At 73.4% G+C, this 17,414-nt stretch carries 17 protein-coding genes, 1 tRNA gene and 1 pseudogene; 8 read left to right on the top strand and 11 right to left on the bottom strand.

Going from position 1 to position 17,414, the window contains the following annotated elements:
- Positions 1–19 precede the first annotated feature (19 nt).
- On the top strand, positions 20–736 hold the full coding sequence (locus tag RE027_RS09595; RefSeq protein WP_368808029.1) for a hemerythrin domain-containing protein: 717 nt from the start codon (positions 20–22) through the stop codon (positions 734–736).
- 53 nt (positions 737–789) lie between these two features.
- On the opposite strand, the gene RE027_RS09590 is transcribed toward RE027_RS09595, so the two are convergent.
- Both RE027_RS09590 and RE027_RS09585 read right to left on the bottom strand, forming a co-directional pair.
- Complete coding sequence (locus tag RE027_RS09590; RefSeq protein ID WP_368808028.1) at positions 790–1,134, bottom strand: hypothetical protein; 345 nt, start codon at positions 1,132–1,134, stop codon at positions 790–792.
- Positions 1,135–1,322: 188 nt separating this feature from the next.
- Positions 1,323–1,883 carry a hypothetical protein gene (locus tag RE027_RS09585; RefSeq protein ID WP_368808027.1) on the bottom strand — a complete coding sequence of 187 codons (561 nt, stop codon included), beginning with the start codon at positions 1,881–1,883 and terminating at the stop codon, positions 1,323–1,325.
- A 303-nt stretch (positions 1,884–2,186) separates the two neighbouring features.
- On the opposite strand from RE027_RS09585, the gene RE027_RS09580 reads away from it, so the two are divergent.
- Complete coding sequence (locus RE027_RS09580; RefSeq protein ID WP_368808026.1) at positions 2,187–3,263, top strand: hypothetical protein; 1,077 nt, start codon at positions 2,187–2,189, stop codon at positions 3,261–3,263.
- A gap of 103 nt (positions 3,264–3,366) precedes the next feature.
- Here RE027_RS09580 and RE027_RS09575 read toward each other — a convergent pair whose 3' ends face one another.
- Together RE027_RS09575 and RE027_RS09570 are read right to left on the bottom strand one after the other, a co-directional pair.
- Positions 3,367–3,627: a hypothetical protein gene (locus RE027_RS09575; RefSeq protein ID WP_368808025.1), complete on the bottom strand. Its 261-nt coding sequence runs from the start codon at positions 3,625–3,627 to the stop codon at positions 3,367–3,369.
- Between the two features lie 317 nt (positions 3,628–3,944).
- Positions 3,945–4,229 (bottom strand): hypothetical protein, encoded by a 285-nt coding sequence (locus RE027_RS09570; protein ID WP_368808024.1) that lies wholly within the window; start codon positions 4,227–4,229, stop codon positions 3,945–3,947.
- A gap of 448 nt (positions 4,230–4,677) precedes the next feature.
- Here RE027_RS09570 and RE027_RS09565 point away from each other — a divergent pair.
- The 4 genes and pseudogenes from RE027_RS09565 to RE027_RS09550 all read left to right on the top strand — a co-directional run.
- Positions 4,678–4,754 (top strand) — tRNA-Leu (locus tag RE027_RS09565).
- A gap of 292 nt (positions 4,755–5,046) precedes the next feature.
- Entirely contained in the window at positions 5,047–5,454 is a 408-nt protein-coding gene (locus tag RE027_RS09560; protein WP_368808023.1) for a hypothetical protein, read from the top strand.
- A gap of 136 nt (positions 5,455–5,590) precedes the next feature.
- Positions 5,591–5,761: a hypothetical protein gene (locus tag RE027_RS09555; protein WP_368808022.1), complete on the top strand. Its 171-nt coding sequence runs from the start codon at positions 5,591–5,593 to the stop codon at positions 5,759–5,761.
- Between the two features lie 46 nt (positions 5,762–5,807).
- Positions 5,808–5,906: pseudogene (locus RE027_RS09550) on the top strand (DUF6578 domain-containing protein); the annotation flags it as partial.
- A 144-nt stretch (positions 5,907–6,050) separates the two neighbouring features.
- Here RE027_RS09550 and RE027_RS09545 read toward each other — a convergent pair.
- On the bottom strand, positions 6,051–6,179 hold the full coding sequence (locus tag RE027_RS09545; RefSeq protein WP_368808154.1) for a hypothetical protein: 129 nt from the start codon (positions 6,177–6,179) through the stop codon (positions 6,051–6,053).
- Between the two features lie 270 nt (positions 6,180–6,449).
- On the opposite strand from RE027_RS09545, the gene RE027_RS09540 reads away from it, so the two are divergent.
- Positions 6,450–6,914, top strand: a complete 465-nt coding sequence (locus RE027_RS09540; protein ID WP_368808021.1) for an ester cyclase — start codon at positions 6,450–6,452, stop codon at positions 6,912–6,914.
- A gap of 92 nt (positions 6,915–7,006) precedes the next feature.
- Here the strand turns inward: RE027_RS09540 and RE027_RS09535 are convergent, their stop codons facing one another.
- The 5 genes from RE027_RS09535 to RE027_RS09515 form a co-directional block, all read right to left on the bottom strand.
- On the bottom strand, positions 7,007–8,182 hold the full coding sequence (locus RE027_RS09535) for a PP2C family protein-serine/threonine phosphatase (protein WP_368808020.1): 1,176 nt from the start codon (positions 8,180–8,182) through the stop codon (positions 7,007–7,009).
- Positions 8,183–8,382: 200 nt separating this feature from the next.
- Complete coding sequence (locus RE027_RS09530; RefSeq protein WP_368808019.1) at positions 8,383–10,833, bottom strand: S8 family serine peptidase; 2,451 nt, start codon at positions 10,831–10,833, stop codon at positions 8,383–8,385.
- A gap of 188 nt (positions 10,834–11,021) precedes the next feature.
- Entirely contained in the window at positions 11,022–11,294 is a 273-nt protein-coding gene (locus RE027_RS09525; protein WP_368808018.1) for a hypothetical protein, read from the bottom strand.
- Between the two features lie 160 nt (positions 11,295–11,454).
- Positions 11,455–13,155 carry a flavin monoamine oxidase family protein gene (locus RE027_RS09520; protein ID WP_368808017.1) on the bottom strand — a complete coding sequence of 567 codons (1,701 nt, stop codon included), beginning with the start codon at positions 13,153–13,155 and terminating at the stop codon, positions 11,455–11,457.
- Positions 13,152–14,660 carry an amino acid permease gene (locus RE027_RS09515; protein WP_438612431.1) on the bottom strand — a complete coding sequence of 503 codons (1,509 nt, stop codon included), beginning with the start codon at positions 14,658–14,660 and terminating at the stop codon, positions 13,152–13,154. Before RE027_RS09515 ends, RE027_RS09520 begins: the two co-directional genes overlap by 4 nt.
- Positions 14,661–14,764: 104 nt before the next feature.
- On the opposite strand from RE027_RS09515, the gene RE027_RS09510 reads away from it, so the two are divergent.
- Positions 14,765–16,357: a PucR family transcriptional regulator gene (locus tag RE027_RS09510; protein WP_368808015.1), complete on the top strand. Its 1,593-nt coding sequence runs from the start codon at positions 14,765–14,767 to the stop codon at positions 16,355–16,357.
- 36 nt (positions 16,358–16,393) lie between these two features.
- Here the strand turns inward: RE027_RS09510 and RE027_RS09505 are convergent, their stop codons facing one another.
- Positions 16,394–17,200 (bottom strand): nitrilase-related carbon-nitrogen hydrolase, encoded by an 807-nt coding sequence (locus RE027_RS09505; protein WP_368808014.1) that lies wholly within the window; start codon positions 17,198–17,200, stop codon positions 16,394–16,396.
- Between the last annotated feature and the right edge of the window lie 214 nt (positions 17,201–17,414).

The raw sequence follows: 17,414 nt of genomic DNA, 5'->3' as shown, positions 1-17,414 counted from the left end.
GAGCGCCCAGGAGGTCGTCATGGGAAGGTCCATCGCCGAGCAGAGCGTCCGCGATCTCGGCGGCCGGCTGAGCGTGCTCACGCGGCAGAAGAAGGATCACATCGAGCTCGAACGCCTGCTGCAGCAGCTCCGGGACGCGAACGGCGCCGAGCAGGGGCGGGTGCTGCTGCGGCTCCACCGGCTCGTGTTCCCGCACGCCTTCGCCGAGGAGGCCGTCCTGTGGCCCGTGCTGCGGCGCGTCCTGCCGGACGGGCACGAGCTGACGCTGGAGGTCGAGCGCGAGCACCAGGAGGTCAACGAGCTCGTCACCCGGCTCGAGGCCACGGCCCCCGGGGACCCTGCTCGGGAGTGCCTGCTCGACCGGCTGGCCGAGGTGCTGCGGGAGGACGTGCGCGACGAGGAGGACGTCCTGCTCCCTCGGCTGCAGGCCGCGCTGGGCCGCGCCCGGCTGCGCGCTCTCGGCCTGGTCTGGGAGGTGGTGCGCCGCACCGCGCCCACCCGCGCCCACCCCGTGGTCGCCCGGCGACCGCCCGGCAACGTCGTCGCGGCCGTACCGCTGTCGATCCTCGACCGGCTCCGCGACCTCGTGGACGGGGCCGCCCTCCGTTCCCCGGGGCGAGCGGCGCCCGCGCTGCACCGGACCGGTGCGCGTCTCGCGGACGTCGCACACCGGCTCGAGCACCTGCCGGTCATGCGCCGGGGTGAGGACCCCGGCACGAGTTCCTCCGGTGGCTGAGCGGCGCTCCGCCGCCGGCCGGACCGAGCCCCGCGGCGCGGGCCGCCCCGGGGTCAGGCGGCCAGCCAGCCGGGAGCCCGCAGATGACGGGTCATCCGGGTGGGCGCCTCCGGGTGGTCGGGCAGACCGGCGGGGAGCAGGAGCTCCACCGGGCCGGTGCCCTCCAGAGCGGGGTCGTGGTCGGCCGCCCGGCGCAGCTGCTCGACCGCGGCCGCCTCGACGTGCTCGGCCGCGGTCAGGTCGACGCTGACCGTCACCGGCGGGATCAGCGTGCGGGCACGCCGGATCAGAGGATAGAGGGCGTGCTGGCTGTCCTCGGTCAGGCAACCGGTCACCAGCAGCCGCACGTAGCGGCCGTCCAGGTCGACCTGGACAAGAACGGAGAGCTTGTGGTCCATGGGAGCATCCTTCGTCGCATGCTGTTCCGTCGGCCACCTGCTGGACCGGTTCTCAGATTAAGCGTTCCGTGACCGCGGCCACAAGGGCCTGTACACAAAGCGACCCACAGGTCCCGGGAGAGCAGCACGGGAGCGTGGACGCGGGTGTGCGGCGGCGGCCCCCGGCGGCCCGGGGTGCCGCAGCCCCGTCAGCGAGCGGTGTGCCGCCGCAGCTCGGCGTCCTGGGCGTGGATCATCCGCCGGAATCCGTCCCCGGCCTCGTGCACCCACACGACGCCCAGCGCCGGGCAGACCTCCTCCACGGTGCCCAGGCAGTGCCTGAGCCCGTCGCGCCACAGCGCGATCATGTCCCCGGGGTGCACCTCGGACAGGTCGTGGATCCGGGCGCCGACCTCGTCGGCGGCCTTCGGCTGCGCATCGGCGGACCACTGTCGCACGGACGCGGGAACGTCCTCGGGGGCCGCCGGGGACCCGGGGGAGCCATCCTCGGCCGGTTCGAAGAAGCCCTGCCGGGTGTCGAGCTCCTCCACCAGTTCCTGGCACCGGTCCTGGGTCACCGGGTGCGGACCCTCCGGGCGGGTGAGGTACTCCTGCTCGAGCTGGCGGGTGACGCGGCTGTGCAGCACCTGCAGCTCGGCGAGCTCCAGCTCCGCCAGAACCAGTGGGAACGGTTCGTCCGGGGTCAGCAGCGTGCTGGACGAGGCGGGCGCCGACACCGGGGGGCGGCGGAGGGAGGGGGAGGAGGTCATGAGCACAGCCCTTCGGCCAGAGGTGTCGGGGCTGGTTGCTCAACCCGGATCCAGGCTAGGCGACGGTCGCCGGGCTGACCAGGGTTGCCCATGATTTGCGATCGACGTGGCGGCGAGGGGCCCGGTCCGCCCCCTGCCCGGTGAGCAGCGGCCCCAGCACGTCCCCGGCCCCACCGCAGGCATCCCGACGAGCAGGTCCAGGGGAGGGCGGTAGGCTCTCGCGCGGAGCGTGCCGCGTGCGAGCGGCCCGGGGTGCGCAGGGCGGCCGTGCGCGAGCGGTGCGCGCGACGAGGAAGGACGACGATGCGGACGACGACGGTGGGGATCATGGCCGACCCCGGTCTGCCGGAGAAGGTGGCCCGCGAGGTCGCGGAGGACCTGCCCCGGGCGCTGTCGGAGGGCTCGGGGACGGACATCTCGTGGAGGGTCGAGGTGAGCCAGGAGACGCTGCCGCTGACGGCGGAGGGCGACATCCCCCTGCTCGACCGGTCCGGGCCGCTGCGCGAGCGGTACGGGTGGGACTACGTGGTCTACCTGACGGACCTCCCGCGGTCTCACGACGGGAACCCGATGCTGTGCCAGGCGAGCGCCGAGGCCGCGGCGGCGCTGGTGTCGTTGCCGGCACTGGGGGCGGTGCGCATCTCGCGCAAGGCCCGCGAGCTGCTGTCCGTCCTCGTGCTGTCCGTCCGGGCCGGCACGGAGGACTACCCCTCCCCGTCGGCGGTGCAGCTGGCCCTGGGCCGGTCGGCGGTGCGCCGGGTGGACCCGGCCGGGGACGGGGACGCCTCCTACGTCGTGCTGCCCGGACGGAGGAACCGGCTGCGGCTGCTGGCCGGAATGGTGGTGAGCAACCGCCCCGGGCGGCTGCTGCCGGCCCTGGCGAGCTGTGTGGCCGCCGCCGCGGCCACCGGCGCGTTCGGCATCTTCTACGCGTCCATCTGGAACATGTCCGACGCCCTGCACCCGGCGCGCCTGGCCATGATCAGCGTGGTGGTCACCGGCGCGCTGAGCGGATGGCTGATCTTCCACAACAGTCTGTGGAACCGCCCCCGGAACGCCGACGAGCCCTGGCGGGCCGGGGCCGACAACGCTTCGACCGTCATCACGGTGTGGCTGAGCGTGGTCATGATGTACGCGCTGCTGTGGTCGCTGCTCTTCCTCGTGGGCCTGGCGGTGATCGAGGCCGACTACCTCCAGTCCCAGCTGGGCCATCCCGTCGGCCTGCTCGACTACGTGCACCTGTCCTGGCTGGCCGCGTCCCTGGGCACCCTGGCCGGAGCCCTGGGGTCGAACTTCGACAGCGACGGCGCGATCCGCGAGGCCACCTACAGCCGGCGCGAGCACCAGCGGCGCCAGCTCGCCGACAGCTACGACGACTGAGACCGGTGAGCGGCCCGGACGCCGTGCGCGTGGCGCCACCAGGCGGTGCAGGGGGCGGGCGGCGGTCGGCGGGGCGCAGCGCGTCAGCGGCCCGGCGACCCCGTCATCGGGCCGCCGCGGGCCGGGCGGCACCGATCTCGCGGGCGTCGAGCTCCACGGTGAGCTCGCGGTAGCGCTCCAGGGTGAGCGGGTGGGCCCCGGACGGGGTGGTGAGGTACTCCCGCTCGAGCTGGCGGGCGACCCTGCTGTGCAGCACGTGCAGCTCCGTCATGGGCAGCTCGGTCAGGTCCGCCGGGAACGTGGTCCCGGGTGTCAGGTAGGTGCTCGGCCTGGGACCGGCCGGCACGGTCAGGGCATCGCTCATCCGGCCGTCGTCCGGCGGGTCCCGGCGGAGCACGCGGGGCGGAGCGCCCGGGGGCGGCCGGACGGAGCGGTCCGGACGGTGGGGGCGAGGGACGGGTGGTTCACGGCGGCAGCCTCCTGCGTGCACGACGGCAGCGCGGCCGGCTGCTGGACCACGGTTGCAGAATACCCGATCCGGACGGGGCGGTGCCGTGGCGTCGTCGCGCTCACGGGCGGCCCGGAGCACGGCCGGCGGGTACCGCTGCGAACGCCGGGCACCGACGGCGCCGATGCGGTCGGGCGCAGGCAACGGTCCTGCCGTCGTGCCCGGTGGGCCGCTCAGGAGGACAGGCTGCGCGAGCGCAGCAGCGTGCCCGCCGCCACCATGACGATGCCCGTCAGCAGGATGAATCCGTGCAGGCCCTCGGCCGACTCCGTGAACACGACGGGCACGGCGGCCACGAGGACGCCGGCGGAGGCCCAGCGGGCGGCGTGGACCCGGGCGGAGGTGACCTGGTGCCCGCGCAGCACCGGCATCGCGGTCACGCTCAGGGCGAGCAGGACCGCGGCGAGCACGGCCGGGACGAGGAACGGCGCGGCGCCGATCAGCGGGTCAGAGCCCATGGGAATCTCCGGTCATCGGGGGTGACGGCGGGCTGTGGGCCCGCACCGGGCCGAGGAGCACCGGCGGCGACCGCCGCACCCGGCGCGACGACGGCGGTCCCCAGGAGCAGCACCGCGGCGGTGGCGGTGGGGAGCGCGGCGGTCAGCGCGGGGAGCAGCAGATCTCCTCCGGCGTCTCGTGGTCCCAGGGTAGGGCGGGGAGGGCCCCGGAGCGCGGAAGCCGGGTCGGGCGGGAACCGGGTCGCCGGCCCCGGGACCGGGGAGCCCGGCCACGGGGACGGGCGCTGGACGGGGACCGGCGGCCGGGGATCTATCATGGGGACGCTGCCGGCGTTGCCCGGCAGGTCGTCGAGCGCGGCCCGGTCGTCGTGCAGGTGTCGTTCTCCTCGGCTCCGGGAGCATCCGGAGCAGGTCCGGGGAGGCGGCGTCCGCCGCGTTCCGGCACGGAGCCCCCATAGCCCAATCGGCAGAGGCAGCGGACTTAAAATCCGCTCAGTGTCAGTTCGAGTCTGACTGGGGGCACCAGGGATCCGCACGATGGCGCGGCAGCCGGAGACTTCGAGCTCCGGCTGCCGCGCCGTCATCGGTTCCTGCTCGGTGTTCTCGACAGGGAACGAGCAAAGAGTTCCCGGCGGACCTTCCGGGCGGACGGGGCCTCATCGCGTCACGGTGCGAGCTTCGGGACCATCGGCGACGTGCACCCCCACCTCGACCACCTCGCCCCGACCGCCGGGCGTGGCCCCGTCTCCTCGGTTCGCGGTGTGTGAGAGCTACGAGGGCATCAGCAGCCTGGCCCGGCGACGCGAAGGAGCGGCGGATGAGTTCACGACGGACATGCGCAGCACTGGTGACGACGGCCGCTTCCGGCGTGGCCGGCTGCACCCGGTCCTCGGCCGACCTGTACGCCGGCGAGCAGCAGGAGCCGGACGTCCTGCCCGCCTCGGTCGACGCCGCGGAGCACAGCTGGGACGCGGTCAGTTCCCGGCTGCTGGCCACGCACGAGGGCGCAGAGTTCTACGTCGTCGCCGGCAAGGAAGGTGACTGCTTGATCACCTACGACCCGGATGCCGCCGAGGACTGGAACGCCGGTTGCGCACCCGGTGGGCGCATCAGCACGAGAGGTCGGCTCGGCATCGCGGCGGACTTCGCTCCGGCCGGCCTGCCGGGGGAGACGCCCGAGGGATGGGTGCGCCTGACCCCGCAGCTGCAGATCGAGCCCGACTGATCCGGCTGCGGCGAGAACTCCGATCCGCGACCCAGCCTCAGCACAGGATCCGATGGCAGAGTCGGCTCCGATGAACACTCGAGCACCCCACCGGTCCACGCGCGCAGCGCCCGCGACGACGCGCACGATCACGCGCATGAGCCTGGCACTGCTCACAGCCGCGCTGTTCGCCGCGGCGATCTGCTTCCGTGAGCTCGAGTTCATCACCGCCGCACTGCTGAGCGGGGTGGCCGGCATCACGGTGGACGTGCGGCAGACCGCGAAGCTGGCGCGGGTGCCGGTGACGTCCCGGTCCAGCGCCGAGTAGGGTCGGCCCGAAGGACGGCCGACCTGGCGGGTGCCGGATCCGCCGGATGACGATCGAGGCGCACCTCGGCGAGTGGGAGCAGCAGTGCTGCGGAGAGGTGTTCCGCATCGGCTCGGCCGTCACCTGGAAGCTGGTGGCCCGCGCCCCGAGGACGGACGGCGAAGCGGGCGTCGAGCTCGACGCGGTCCCTGGGGCCGGCACGCAGCGGCCGGGCTGCTCGACGCAGCACCAGCTGCTGACCTACCGCGTGCGTCTGGAGGTCGCCGACGTCGCGGAGCAGCCGGCCGGCTCAGCCCCGCCAGTAGTACTTCTCCTCCGGCATCCGGTCGATGCCCTTGCGCCCAGCGCGGCCGGCGAGAAGGCGGAGCACCGGTCGCCCGACCCGCATCTCGGTGATCTGGTCGTCGGTCCAGTCCATGACCACCACCCCTGGCCACGGGTCCAGGATCGCTCGCCCCGGACGGAGCCGCCGTCGCAGAAGGTGCGGCAAGGTGAACGCCCCGGTCTCCGTCGGGGAGCGCCGGGGCGTTCGTCGCCCGGCCGAGACGGCGTCATGAGCCCCCCGTGAGTCACGAGCCTGCGACGATCCTGCCGGTCCCCTTGGTGCCCCGGCCGGTCGGTGCCTACCGTCGAGTGCCGACCCTGCCGTGCGGAAGAGGGTCGGCGACCATCAGGAGCGGAGGTCACCATGAGCGACACCCACACGTCCGTCGTCGGACCGGTCCCCGGTGCGGGAGGGGACCGCCGAGAGCAGGTGGAGCGAGCCATCGCGGCCCTCAACGCCCACGACGCCGCGGGCTTCGCATCCACCTACTCCCCGGACGCCGTCGTCTACACCGCTGCCTCACCGGAGCCCGTGAGCGGCCGAGCAGCCATCCAGCTGGACACCCAGCAGTGGATCACCGCGATGCCGGACATGACCATGGAGATCGAGGAGCTGCTGGTCGACGGCTCCGCAGCATCGATGCGACTGTTGTTCGTGGGCACCCACACCGGACCGCTGACGACCCCGTTGGGGGTGGTGGAGCCCACCGGCCGACGGGTGGTCGTGCCCATGGCCGTCTTCAACCGGCACGACGAGAGCGGAACGACCGAGGTGGAGCACCGCTACCTCGACATGATGAGCATGGTGCAGCAGCTCGGTCTCGTCTGACTCCGAGGGCCACAGCTCATCCGGACCGGAACGGCGGCGGTCATGCCGATCGCAGCGGTCGTGCTCGCCGTGCCGGCGGGGCCGGAACCAGCTCAGGCCGTACGGCGCAGGGCCAGCACGGTGGAGTCGTCGTCGAGTCCGGCGGACCTCGCGTAGCCGGCGCACCTCTCCACGAGCTCCGCGGCGGTGGCCGCCCTGGCGTTCGCCGCGGTGGCCACCTCCACGGCCTCGTCGATGTCGGTGAAGTAGTCGAGGAACCCGTCGGAGACCACGAGGAGGGTCTCGCCGGGCATCAGCAGCGTGGAGTGGATCCTCCACCGCACACCGGGCACCGCACCCAGCGGCGGGCCCGAGGTCTCCAGGCGCCGGCGGGTGCCGTCGGGGCGGAGGACCACCGCCAGTCCGTGGCCGGCGTCCACGTACTCGAGCACCCCGGTCCGGGACGACAGACGGGCGGTGAAGACGGTGACGAACGCTCCGGCCTCGTCCAGCAGCGGGTCCAGGGCACCGGAGGCACGGGTGATCGCCTCGGACGGCTCGTTGTACTGGAAGGTCCCGCGCAGCACCGCGCGCACCGACGCCGAGAGCAGGGCCGCGGGGATGCCCTTGCCCATCACGTCGGCCAGCGTCATCTGCAGCGAGTCCCCGGTGCGGAACCAGTCGTAGAAGTCCCCGCCGATCGAGCTCGCGGCCGTGCACTGCCCGGCGATCTCCCACCCGTCCAGCGCCGGATCCGTCTTGGGCATGAGCATCTGCTGGATCTCCTCCGCCCGGTCCAGCTCGCGCTGAGCGGCGAGCTCGCGCTCGACCCATCCGGCCATCTCGGCCAGCAGCCTCTGCTCCCGCTCGCTCATCTGCCGCGGCTCCCCGTCGACCAGGCACAGCGAACCGACCGTCTCCCCGCCGGGGGCGTGCAGGGGGTGCCCGGCGTAGAAGCGGACCGGCGGGGTGGCGGTGACGAACGGGTTGGTGCGCAGCAGCTCGTCGGCGGTCGCGTCCGGCACGATCAGCGGCGCGTCGCGGGTGACGGTGTGATGGCACGGGGAGTCGGTGCGCGCGACGTGCACCAGCCCTGGGAGCCCGGCCTCCGCCTTGGTGAACTGGCGCTCGGTGTCGAGGAGATTCACCGCGGCCCCCGAGACCTGGAAGACCTCGCGGGCGATGCGCACGACGCGGTCGTAGCGCTCCTCCCGCGGGGTGTCGAGGATCTTCAGTGCGTGCAGGGCCGCGACCCGCGACTCCTCCTGCTGGTCCGTGTGCGTCGGCATGATCCCCACGCTACCGACTGACTGTGCACGTGCAACGTCGCCACGTCGGTGGTCGTCGACGCGGGCCGATCCTCGACCGTGCCGGCCCGCCGAGGGGGGCCCGGGGTGGCACCGGCGGGGCGTGGTCGTGCTGCGGACGGGCCGCGGCCCCGCTCCGTGGGACGGGGCGGGGCCGCGGTGGTGCCGTGCTGGAACGCGGATCAGCGGTAGTCGATCCGGATCGACCCCCCGGGGCTCCAGGTGATCGAGCCGCCCTGGAAGTACTGCACCACGGAACGGTCGGAGCGGACGACCTCCCCCGTCCGGGGGAAGCCCAGCCGGCTGGTCGTGCCCCCCAGCGCGAGGTAGGCGTTGCCGATGGAGCCCGTGATCTGCTGGGCGTAGGTGGTCGGGCTCCAGTAGATCCGGCCCTTCTGGAACACCTGGAAGGCCCCGCCGGTGCTGGTGGGGGCCTCGTCCGCGGTGGGGTAGCCCAGGGCACCCGACGTGCCGCCGGAGAGGGCGTGACGACCGGCGATCGAGCCCTGCAGGGCGTGCGCCCCACTGGCGGCGGTCCAGACGATCCGGCCCTTCTGGAAGCTCTGCTGGACCCCGCCGGCGCCGTCGGAGGTCTCCCGGGACGTCGGGTAGCCCAGGGAGCCCCGCTCGGAGCCCTTGCGCTCGTACGCGCCCTTCACCGCGCCGCGGAGCGCGTACGCCCCGGTCTGCGGGCCGTGGACGATCGTGCCCTTCTGGAAGAGCTGGTAGGAGCCCCCGATGCCGTTGCTCCGCCGGTCCGCGGTCGGGTAGCCCAGTGCTCCCTTCTCGTTGCCGAGCGCCGCGTAGGCGGCGTCGACGGCGCCCTCGAGCGCGTAGGCGCCGTGGGTGGGGCTCCAGAGGATCCTGCCGTTCTGGAAGAGCTGGTAGGAGCCGCCGATGCCGTTGGACCTCTCGTCCGAGCGGGGGAAGCGCAGCACGCCGTTGGCGGTGCCGTTGCGCTGGTAGGCGGTCTCCACGGCGCCGTGCACCCAGTAGGCCCCGGTGGCCGAGGACCAGTAGATGGTCCCCTTGGCGAAGGTCTGGTAGACGCCGCCGGCGATGGGCTTCTCGTTCGAGGTGGGGGCCCCGGTCTGGCCCTTGAGCCGGGTGTAGAGGGAGCCGATGGCGCCCTTGGTGGTGTAGCCCGGCGTGGTGGGGCTCGGCGTGGCGGGGCTCGGCGCCGGCGTGGCGGGGCTCGCGGTCGCCGCCTTGGTGATGTAGAGCGCGTCGTGGGTGTTGAGCGTCTTGCCGCCCGGGAGCGTGGCCCAGGCGTCCCCGGAGTCCAGGACCGCCTGCTTGTACTGGTCGGCGGTCAGCGTGGGGTTCTTCTGCTTCAGCAGCGCGAGGGTCCCGGCCACGTGCGGGGTGGCCATCGAGGTGCCGTAGTCGAAGCGGGTGTTGGGCGCCACGGGACCCCTGGTCCCGGTGTTGCCGGAGGAGAGGATGTGGTGCCCGGGCGCGTAGATGTCCACGGCCCCGCCGTAGTTCGAGTAGGGGGCCCGCACGCGGTCGGAGCCGATGGCCCCGACGGTGATGACGTTGTAGCAGTTGCCCGGCGCGTAGTTGATGGCCGGCTGGTTCGAGTTGCCGGCGGCCACGGCCACGGGGATGTTCCGGGACCAGGCGGTGTCGATGGCGTTCTGCAGCGTCACCGGGCAGGACCCGCCCAGGGCCAGGGACATGTTGATCACGTCGGCGCGCTTCGGCGCCGCGGGGACGCCGGTCACGGGGGCACCGGCCAGCCAGCGGACCGCGTCGGCCATGTCGGAGACGTAGCCGTAGCCGCACGCCCCGAGGGCGCGGGCGTTGAGCAGCGTGGCGTCGGGGGCCACGCCCACGGTGCCGTAGTCGTCGCGCTTGGCCGCCGCGGAGCCGGCCACGTGGGTGCCGTGCCAGATGGAGTTCGAGGCGGCGGACCCGGCGTAGCACTGCCCGTAGGAGGAGTAGGTGCCCGGGTCGCGCGGATCGGCGTCGCGGCCCGTGCCGTCGTTGCTGAGGTTGACCGCGGAGACGAAGTCGTAGCCGCCGACGACCTTGGAGTCCAGGTCCGGGTGGTTGGCGAAGCCGGTGTCCACGACACCGATGGTGACGCCCCTGCCGGTGGCCGTGTCCCAGGCGTCGAAGGCGCGCACGTTGGTCAGCGCCCACAGGGACGGCACCCCGGGGTCGGCCGCGGTGCCGGCGACGGAGCCCGTCCGCTCGGGCTCCTCCCCGTCCGCGCCGGGGATCCGGGCGGTGGAGACCAGACGGTCCGGCTCGGCGTAGGCCACCTCCGAGTCCTTCGTGAGCTCCTCGGCGAGTTTCTCGGCCTGGTCGGTGGTGACCTCGTCGGCCAGCTCGACGACGGCGGCGCCGTCGGCGGTGCTGCGCACCTCGGTGGCCTTCCCGGCCTCCGGGACGTCGGCCGCGGCGGCGGCGTCCTCGACGCCCCGCTCCACCTCGGCGGCGGGGGCTTCGGTCTTGTACTTGACGATCATCCGGTCGGTCACCTCGGGGGGCGCCTGGTCGGTGACCTGCTGGGTGGACAGGGTCGGGCCGTCCTTGCCCGGGGAGGCCGCTGCGGGGGCCAGCGGAGCCAGCACGAGGGCCAGGGTGAGGGCGGACATGGTGGGGGCGAGCATGGATCGGTGCATGGGCGTACTCCTGAGGGGGGTGGGGGGATCCCGGAACAGGTTCTCATAAGCAAATACATGCGGAAAGATCTACACGAAGATCACGACTTCATCACGAAGTGTGACAGACGGGGCCGCACCACGCCGGAACGGTCCGCCGGGTCCGCTCGGAGGGCGGAGAGCGGCCGTGCGTGGCTCGTGCCGGCGGTTCAGCCGGTGGCCAGGGCCACGGCCAGCCCCAGGGCGAGGACGAGCGCGAGCTCCCAGGTGCGGCGGTAGGCCAGCCGGTAGTGCCGTTCGCCGCGCAGCTCGAGCCGGGCGACCGCGGACGGGGCGAGAGCGGCGTGGGGCGCGCTCCGGGACCGGTGCAGCCGGGTCAGCGTTCCGATGTAGCGGCTCCAGTGCAGGGCGGAGAGGCTCCCGACGACGAGCAGCACGGGGATCGCGGCCAGCAGCACCCACGAGGTGAGGGAGTCGGGCACGGCGGGCCTTCCGACGGTGGCGGTCGTTCGGCACCAGCATGTGTGCAGAGGCAAACGCCTGTCTGTCCGCAGATGTGGGGCCGGCCGCCCCGGGACGGCGGATCCCCCGGCACCGCGGGCGGGGGCGCTCGCGGTGCCGGGGGATCCTGCTGCGCCCGGCTCAGTCCAGGGCGATCGGCCCGAGGTCGTCGAGGAGGTCGCCCGGACCGGGGTTGCCGGGAGCGCTCGATCCGCCCAGGTGCCGGACGACGCCCCACACGGCGTTGAGCCCAGTGGTCACCGCGCCCTCGGCCCAGCCGGCGGTGAAGGAGATGTCGTCGCCCGCCAGGAAGATGCCGCGCTGCCGCTCCGGCAGGTCGTCCTGCGCGAAGTGGGTGAACAGGCGCTGCTGGTAGCGGTAGTGGCCGGGCAGGTTGGCCTTGAAGGCGCCCATGAAGTTGGGGTCCGCCTCCCAGGAGACGGTGATCGGCTCGCCGACGATGTGGGACGCGATGTCCACGTCAGGGTAGATCTGCCTCAGCGAGTGCAGCATCAGCTCCACGCGCCCGTCGGCGTCCAGGGCGAGCCACTTCAGGGCGTCGTCGTTCCAGGTGTAGGACAGCAGGATCACGGCGGGCTTGTCCGGGCCGTCGTCCAGGAGGTACGTGGCCCGCGGCAGGCGGTCGGTCAGCGTCATGCTGAGGGTCTCCCGCCCCGTGCCCGGATCGACGTCCTTCCAGAACGGGCGGTCCACCATGACGAAGGTCTTGGACGACTGCATGTAGTGCGAGCGCTCCATGGCCGTCCACAGGGGCGCGGGGAAGAGCCCCTCCTCCGTGTGGATCCGCGTGGAGAGCAGCCAGGACTGGCAGGTGGCGACGACGGCGCTGTACTTTGCGGCGCGCCCCCACTTCTCCTCGATCCGCAGGTCGCCGACGCCGCCGTCCGCCGTGGCGGGGCGCGAGATCCGGGCCACCGCGCCCCGGGGGGAGCCCTGGTGCAGCGAGGCGAGCGAGGTCCCCGCCGGCCAGTGGGCGATGTCCTCGGGGGCGTGGTGCCACAGCGCCTCGGGGAGCCGCTGCGCGCCGCCGACGATGCTCCGGTGGCCGTCGTCGGCGTCGGTGTAGACCACGCGCAGGATCTCGAGGATGGAGTTGGGGAAGTCGGTGTCCCAGCCGCCCGTGCCGAAGCCCACCTGGCCGAAAGCCTCGCGGTGCTCGAAGCCGGCCTCCTTGAACGCCTTGCTGGCCGCGATGAACCCGTAGAAGGTCTGCTCGTCCAGGTCGCGGACCAGCTCGTTCCAGATCTCCTTGATCCGGCGGGTGTCGCGGGCCTTGATGGCCTCCTGCATCTGGAGGAACTGGGCGCCGTCGTCCATCGCGTGGTGCCAGGCGTCGGCCACCTCCTGGAAGAACGCGGGCAGCTCGTCGGGCGTGCGGGCGTAGTGGGCCTGCCCGCCGAGCTCGATCACCGTGCTGGAGGTGACGTCCGAGAGCGGGTTGGGGAACGCCTCGGTGCGCAGGCCCAGCTTGTCCACGTAGTGGTAGAAGGCCCGGCCGGAGACCGGGAACCGCATCCCGCCGAGGTCGGCGGTCACGGACGGTGCCCCGGGGAACGAGGCCGTCCTGAGCCGGCCGCCGACCTCGCCCGCCTCGTAGACGACCGGGTGCAGGCCCAGCTTCATGAGCTCGTAGGCCGTCACGAGCCCGGACAGGCCGGCGCCGATCACCGCGACCTTCGTGCCCAGCGCGGCCTCGGGCACGCTGCCCAGGCCCGCGGGGTGCTGGAGGTAGGTGTCGTAGCCGAAGGGGAAGTCGGGGTTGAGCATGGTGATCGGCGCGGCACCGGCGCCGGAGTGGTTGATGTCGGTCGCGATCGTCATTCGGTGTCCTTCACGGTCTCGGGGGTCGGGGTCACGGGTGCGGAGGCCTCGGCGTACTCCTCGTCGGTCAGGGCGGCCACGGTCGAGTGCCGGCGGCCGTAGCCGAGGTACACGCCGGCGCCGACGGCCATCCAGAGGGCGAACACCGTCCAGGTGGAGCCGCCCAGGTTCACCATGAGGAAGGCGCACATGAGCACGGCGAGGATCGGCGTGACGGGGTACAGCGGCACCCGGAAGGTACGGGGCAGGTCCGGGCGGGTGTGGCGCAGGTGGACGACGGCGAGGCTGACCAGGCTGAAGGCGAAGAGCGTGCCGATGCTCGTGGCGTCGGCCAGTTCGCCCAGGGGGACGAGCCCTGCGGCGGCGGCGATGGTCCCGCCGGTGATCAGGGTGTTCGCGACGGGGGTGCCCGTGCGGGGGGACACCCGGCCGAAGATGCCCGGCACCAGCCCGTCGCGGGACATGGCCATCAGGATGCGCGTCTGCCCGTAGAGCACGACGAGCACGATGCTCACGATCGCGACGACGGCCCCCGTGGCGAAGACGAGGGAGACCCAGGGGCGCCCGGTGATCTCCTGGAGGACGCCGACGAGGGCGGCCTCCTGGCCGTCGAACCAGTGCCACGGGCGGGCGCCGATGGCGGCGACCGCGACCAGGATGTACAGGGAGGTGATGATGGCCATCGACAGGATGATGGCCCGCGGCAGGTCCCGCTGCGGGTTGCGGGCCTCGTCCCCGGCGGTGGAGGCGGCGTCGAAGCCGATGTAGGAGAAGAACAGGCGGGACGCCGCGGCGGTGACGCCCGCGGTCCCCATCGGGAGCAGCGGTGCGAAGTTGCGGGAGTCGAAGGCCGTGAACGCCACGGCCACGAAGAACAGCAGGACGGCGATCTTGAGGACCACCAGCACGGTGTTCACCCAGGCGCTCTCCCGGGCCCCGCGGATCAGCACCACCGTGGCGAGCAGCACGACCGCGACCGCCGGGACGTTGAAGACGCCGCCCTCCCCGGGCGGCTGGACGAAGGCCTCCGGCAGCACGACGCCGAGGGCCGTGGCCATCTCGGTGATGTACTCGCCCGCGCCGACGGCGATGGCGGCGACGGACACGGCGTACTCCAGCAGCAGGCACCAGCCGCAGATCCACGCGAGGCCCTCGCCCATGGTGGCGTAGGTGTAGGAGTAGCTGGAGCCGGAGACCGGCACGGCACCCGCCATCTCCGCGTAGGACAGCGCGGAGAGCATGGCCGCGACGCCGGCGATGACGAAGGAGATCCACACCGCCGGCCCCGCGAGCGGCACGGAGTCCCCGAGCACCACGAAGATGCCCGTGCCCAGCGTGGCGCCCACGCTGATCATGGTCAGCTGCAGCAGCCCGAAGCTCCGGATGAGCCCGGTGCTGGCGGTGTCCGACTCGCGCGCCATCTGGTGCAGCGGCTTGCGCCGGGCCAGCTGGCGGCCCAGCGGGAGGCCCGGACTCCTCCGCCGGTCCGGCAGGGTGGGTGACATGGTCATGGAGGCATCCCTTTCGATGAGCGGCCTGCGTGGCACCACAAACACTAGGGATGTGATGCGCATCTCATGCGGGACGAAGTGTCCTATAGTTCCGTGACATGAGCGGAAGTGCACCACCGGGGGAGCGGGCCGGCGCGAGCGAGGGGTGGGTCGAGCTGACCCTGGACCGGCTGCTGGCGCAGATGCCCGCGGAGCTGGAGCTCGTCAACCCCTGGGCGGACGCTGCCGCCCCGCCCCTGCGCTGGGTGGCCACGAGCGAGCTGGAGGACCCGACGCCCTTCCTCCTGGGCGGGGAGTTCCTCCTCACCGCCGGCGTCCCGCTGGCGGGACGGTCGCCGCAGGGGGTCGAGGACTACGTCGCCCGGCTGACGGCCGCCGGGGTCACGGCCCTGGGCTTCGGCGTCTCGCCCGTGCACGACGCGCTCCCGGAGGGGCTCGCCGCGGCCTGCGCTCGGCGCGGACTGCCCCTGGTGCAGGTCGCGGAGCGCACGCCGTTCGTCGCCGTGACCCGGAAGTTCGCCGCCATGCTGGAGGCGGAGAACGACCGGATGGCCCGGCACCTGGTGCAGACCAACCGCCGGATGCTCCGGGCGGTGCTCTCGGGCGCGCCGGAGGGCTCCCTGCTGGAGGTGCTGGCCGCCGAGGTCCGGGCGTGGGTCGTGCTGACCGGCGCCGACGGGCGGATCAGCGCGTCCGCCGGCCGGCCGGCCCTCGACGAGGAGCAGCTGCGGCCCCTGCAGGAGAAGATCTTCGCCGGCAGCGGCCCGCGGGTGGAGGTCGCCACCTTCGCCGCGCCGGAGGCGGGCACCGTCGTCGGCCACCCCCTGCGCAGCGAGCGCGACGTCAATCTCGGCACCCTGGTGCTCGGGGCGTCCGCCGCCTTCACCCCGGCCCAGCACACCACGATCTCCGTCGCGGTGGGTCTGCTCGAGGTGCTCCTGCGGCAGCGCACGGTCGGGAACCTCGCGCCGAGCCGTCTCGCCACCACGCTGCTGCTCGGGGCGGAGGACACCGGGGGCGACCGCGCCGTGCGACGCGCCCTGGCCCAGAGCGTCTCCGGCGCCGAGGGGGAGCCGGTGCGGGTCGTGCAGGGCGTCCCGGGGCAGGGCCGCGAGGGGCCGTGGCCGCCCCGTGCCCAGGACGAGCTGCAGGAGCTGCTCCAGCTGCGCCGGCTGTTCGACACCCGGCTGGTGGAGATCACCGGGTACGGCTTCGTCACCGTGAGCCGCTCGCCGGTGCCCGACCGCCTGGTGGCCGATCTGGAGGCCCGGGGCTGGCTGGTGGCGGTCGGCCGGCCGGTGCAGCGGCCGGGGCTGCGGGCCGGGCACGAGGAGGTCTCCGCGCTGCGCGGGCGACTGCGCGCCGGGGGCGCGAGCGTCCGGGTGGAGGACGTCCCGTGCTCGGTGGCGGGCCTGCTCGGCCCGGCGTCCGGGCGGCTGGTCGCGGACCGGCTCTTCGCGCCCCTGGACGGGCTGCCCGGGCCGCGGCGGCAGGTGCTGCTGGAGACGCTGCGGTGCTGGCTCGGCGTCCACGGCAACTGGGACGCGTGCAGCCGGGAGCTCGGCGTGCACCGCAACAGCGTGCGCCGGCACGTCCAGCACGTCGCCGAACTGCTCCGGGTCGACCTGGGCGACGCCCGGGTGCGCGCCGAGCTGCTGATCGCCCTCCAGTTCGTGCCCGGGTCCCCGTAGTCCTCCGGGCGGTGCGGTCCCCGGCCGGGCGGTCGCTCAGGCGGTGGGGCGTCCGCCCCAGCGTCCGTACAGGTCCGGGCGGCGGTCCCGCAGATAGGGCACGCGCTCGCGGGCCGCGGACACGAGCGCGGAGTCCACGACGGCGTGGACGAGCTCGGGACCCGTGCCGGCGTGCGCCAGGAGGCTCCCGTCCGCACCGGCGACCACGCTCTCCCCGCCGAACTCCAACCCGCTCTCGACGCCGCAGTGGTTGGCGTAGGCGATGACCACCTGGCTCTCGAGGGCCCGGGCCGGAAGGAGGATGTTCGGCACGGCGGCGAACCCGGCCCCGAGGGCGGTCGGGACCAGCAGGAGCTCCGCGCCCTCGTCCGAGGCGGCGCGCACGCTCTCGGGGAACTCCACGTCGTAGCAGATCAGCAACGAGATCCGCAGGCCGCCGTGCGCCACGGCCCGGGGGGCGTCCTCGGCCGGGGAGAAGGCCCGCTGCTCCTCCGCCCCGAACAGGTGCACCTTGTCGTAGGTCAGCACCGTCCGGCCCGCGCGGTCGAGGAGCGTCGCGGAGATGTGCCACCGCTGTCCGGCGCCCTCCCGGGGGGCGCTGTAGACGAGGGAGATCCCGTGGCGGCGGGCGATCGCCGCCGCCCGGTCGGCGATCAGGCGCAGGTCCGCGGGGGTCAGGCGCTCCCGGACGAGCGCGGGGCTGTAGCCGCACGTGAACAGCTCCGGGGTCAGCAGCAGGTCCGCCCCGTCCTGGCGCGCCCGCTGCGCCGCGGCGTCGACGGCCTGCAGATTGGCCTCCAGGTCCAGGACCTCGGCCTCGGCCTGGAGCACGGCGATCTTCATGGGCGGCCTCTCTCGAGCGGGGCCGGTGCCACGAGCGCGGTCCGTCCGGCACCCCGGGATGTGATTCCTGGCACAGTCTGGCAGGATGTTGTTCAGAGAGCAACAAAAGTTGTCTGAGACACGCCCTGCCGGGCGCTTCCCCGTCGAGAGGACCGCACACCATGAACCCCGAACGCATCACCGGCTCCACCGGCGACGGCACCCCCGTGGTCGG

Origin of the sequence: Kocuria sabuli, assembly GCF_040981185.1 — a bacterium.
GTDB lineage: Bacteria > Actinomycetota > Actinomycetes > Actinomycetales > Micrococcaceae > Kocuria > Kocuria sabuli.
This window is presented reverse-complemented; position numbering and strand designations above follow the sequence as displayed.

What these genes read in the sequence shown, in the direction of transcription:
- RE027_RS09595 (WP_368808029.1), top strand. Translation starts at nt 20, where the DNA reads ATGGGAAGGTCCATCGCCGAGCAGAGCGTCCGCGATCTCGGCGGCCGG.
- RE027_RS09590 (WP_368808028.1), bottom strand. Translation starts at nt 1,134, where the DNA reads ATGGACCACAAGCTCTCCGTTCTTGTCCAGGTCGACCTGGACGGCCGC.
- RE027_RS09585 (WP_368808027.1), bottom strand. Translation starts at nt 1,883, where the DNA reads ATGACCTCCTCCCCCTCCCTCCGCCGCCCCCCGGTGTCGGCGCCCGCC.
- RE027_RS09580 (WP_368808026.1), top strand. Translation starts at nt 2,187, where the DNA reads ATGCGGACGACGACGGTGGGGATCATGGCCGACCCCGGTCTGCCGGAG.
- RE027_RS09575 (WP_368808025.1), bottom strand. Translation starts at nt 3,627, where the DNA reads ATGAGCGATGCCCTGACCGTGCCGGCCGGTCCCAGGCCGAGCACCTAC.
- RE027_RS09570 (WP_368808024.1), bottom strand. Translation starts at nt 4,229, where the DNA reads ATGGGCTCTGACCCGCTGATCGGCGCCGCGCCGTTCCTCGTCCCGGCC.
- RE027_RS09560 (WP_368808023.1), top strand. Translation starts at nt 5,047, where the DNA reads ATGAGTTCACGACGGACATGCGCAGCACTGGTGACGACGGCCGCTTCC.
- RE027_RS09555 (WP_368808022.1), top strand. Translation starts at nt 5,591, where the DNA reads ATGAGCCTGGCACTGCTCACAGCCGCGCTGTTCGCCGCGGCGATCTGC.
- RE027_RS09545 (WP_368808154.1), bottom strand. Translation starts at nt 6,179, where the DNA reads ATGGACTGGACCGACGACCAGATCACCGAGATGCGGGTCGGGCGACCG.
- RE027_RS09540 (WP_368808021.1), top strand. Translation starts at nt 6,450, where the DNA reads ATGAGCGACACCCACACGTCCGTCGTCGGACCGGTCCCCGGTGCGGGA.
- RE027_RS09535 (WP_368808020.1), bottom strand. Translation starts at nt 8,182, where the DNA reads ATGCCGACGCACACGGACCAGCAGGAGGAGTCGCGGGTCGCGGCCCTG.
- RE027_RS09530 (WP_368808019.1), bottom strand. Translation starts at nt 10,833, where the DNA reads ATGCACCGATCCATGCTCGCCCCCACCATGTCCGCCCTCACCCTGGCC.
- RE027_RS09520 (WP_368808017.1), bottom strand. Translation starts at nt 13,155, where the DNA reads ATGACGATCGCGACCGACATCAACCACTCCGGCGCCGGTGCCGCGCCG.
- RE027_RS09515 (WP_438612431.1), bottom strand. Translation starts at nt 14,660, where the DNA reads ATGTCACCCACCCTGCCGGACCGGCGGAGGAGTCCGGGCCTCCCGCTG.
- RE027_RS09510 (WP_368808015.1), top strand. Translation starts at nt 14,765, where the DNA reads ATGAGCGGAAGTGCACCACCGGGGGAGCGGGCCGGCGCGAGCGAGGGG.
- RE027_RS09505 (WP_368808014.1), bottom strand. Translation starts at nt 17,200, where the DNA reads ATGAAGATCGCCGTGCTCCAGGCCGAGGCCGAGGTCCTGGACCTGGAG.